Genomic DNA, 1,349 nt, shown 5'->3' on the forward strand with positions numbered 1-1,349 from the left:
CATCACCTCCAGCAGCAAGTCCAGCACCTTGCGCTGGTTGCGCGCAGGGGCTTCCAGCACGAAGGTGGTGTCGGTGTTGCTGGTGAAGGCGTTCCACTCGCCGCCAAGTGCCTGCATACGCTCTTCCAGCCCTCCCTCGCCGCTGTCATCGATACCGCTGAACAGCAGGTGTTCCAGCAGGTGCGGCAGCTCTTTGTCCTGGCAGGCAAAATCATCGAAGCCGATGCCCACCACCAAGCGGATCGCGACGTGACCTTTTTCGTAGCCGGGTTTCAGCAGAACTTGCAGACCATTGGGCAGCAGATAGCCCTCGACCTTGAGACGGTCAAGGGCGAATGAAGGGAGTGAGCCGAGGAGCAGACAAGCGAACAGCAGGCAACGCATAAAGCAGCTTTCCTTGCGGGCCGGTATTGTTTAACAGACTTCGACGCCCCCCTTACGTTCACAGCGATTGTTCCGGTACGTTTTCGCTTGACAGCGCGCCTGTGTCGGACGTTTCCAGTACTGCATATGCGCTGCTGCAGAACAGCGAGTTGAGGCGCTTCATGTCGGCAATCAGCTCCAGATGCAACGAGCTGGTCTCGATACTCTGCACCACCTTACGTTGCAAACGGCTGACATGGGCATGCGCCAGACGCCGTTCCTGAGCCCTAAAACGACGCTTTTCACGCAGCAACTGACGCGCGCTCTCCTCGTCGCCGGTAAGAAACACCGACAGGCCCAAGCGCAGATTGGACTGCAACTGGATCTGCAGGTCCGCCAACTCCTCCAGCCCGACTTCCGAGAACGAGCGGCGCTGCGAGGTCTTCTGCTGCTGGATCTTGCGCAGCATGCGCTCGATCAGCCCGGCGGCCAGTTCCAGATTGATGGTCAGCTCGATGATCTCCGCCCAGCGACGATTATCGTGTTCGCCCAGTTCTTCACGGGGCATTTGCGCCAGGTATAGTTTGATGGCGCTGTAGAGGGCTTCCACGTCGTCGTTGAGGCGGCGTACTTCCTGAGTGACCGCCGTCTGGGTGCCGCGCAGCACGGCGAGCATCGATCCAAGCATGCTTTCGATCAGATCGCCCATGCGCAGGGTCTCACGCACGGCATTGGCCAGCGCGAGCGTTGGAGTGGCGAGCGCTGTCAGGTCCAGATGGCGCGGTTTGGCCAGGCCGCCGACTTCGTTCTGCTGCGGCAGCAAGGCGGCACATAGACGCGCCATCGGGCCGACGGTGGGCAGCATGATCAGGCAGCGCGCCGTGTTGTAGATCAGGTGGAAGCCGATGACCAGTTCCTGAGGGCTGAAGCCCAGCGTGTCGATCCAGGCAACCAATGGATCGAGCACCGGAATGATCAGCAGCAGG

The 1,349-nt window shown here is 60.5% G+C and carries 2 protein-coding genes; both read right to left on the reverse strand.

Annotated features, from left to right (window positions below; all coding sequences use genetic code 11):
• Nucleotides 1-384, reverse strand: a 384-nt coding sequence (locus BZK31_RS28845) for an insulinase family protein (RefSeq protein ID WP_167378142.1), incomplete at its 3' end; no start/stop codon positions are given.
• Nucleotides 385-442: 58 nt separating this feature from the next.
• Nucleotides 443-1,349, reverse strand: a 907-nt coding sequence (locus BZK31_RS28850) for a Na/Pi cotransporter family protein (protein ID WP_167378143.1), incomplete at its 5' end; no start/stop codon positions are given.

This window comes from Pseudomonas floridensis (assembly GCF_002087235.1).
GTDB classification, from domain to species: Bacteria; Pseudomonadota; Gammaproteobacteria; order Pseudomonadales; family Pseudomonadaceae; genus Aquipseudomonas; species Aquipseudomonas floridensis.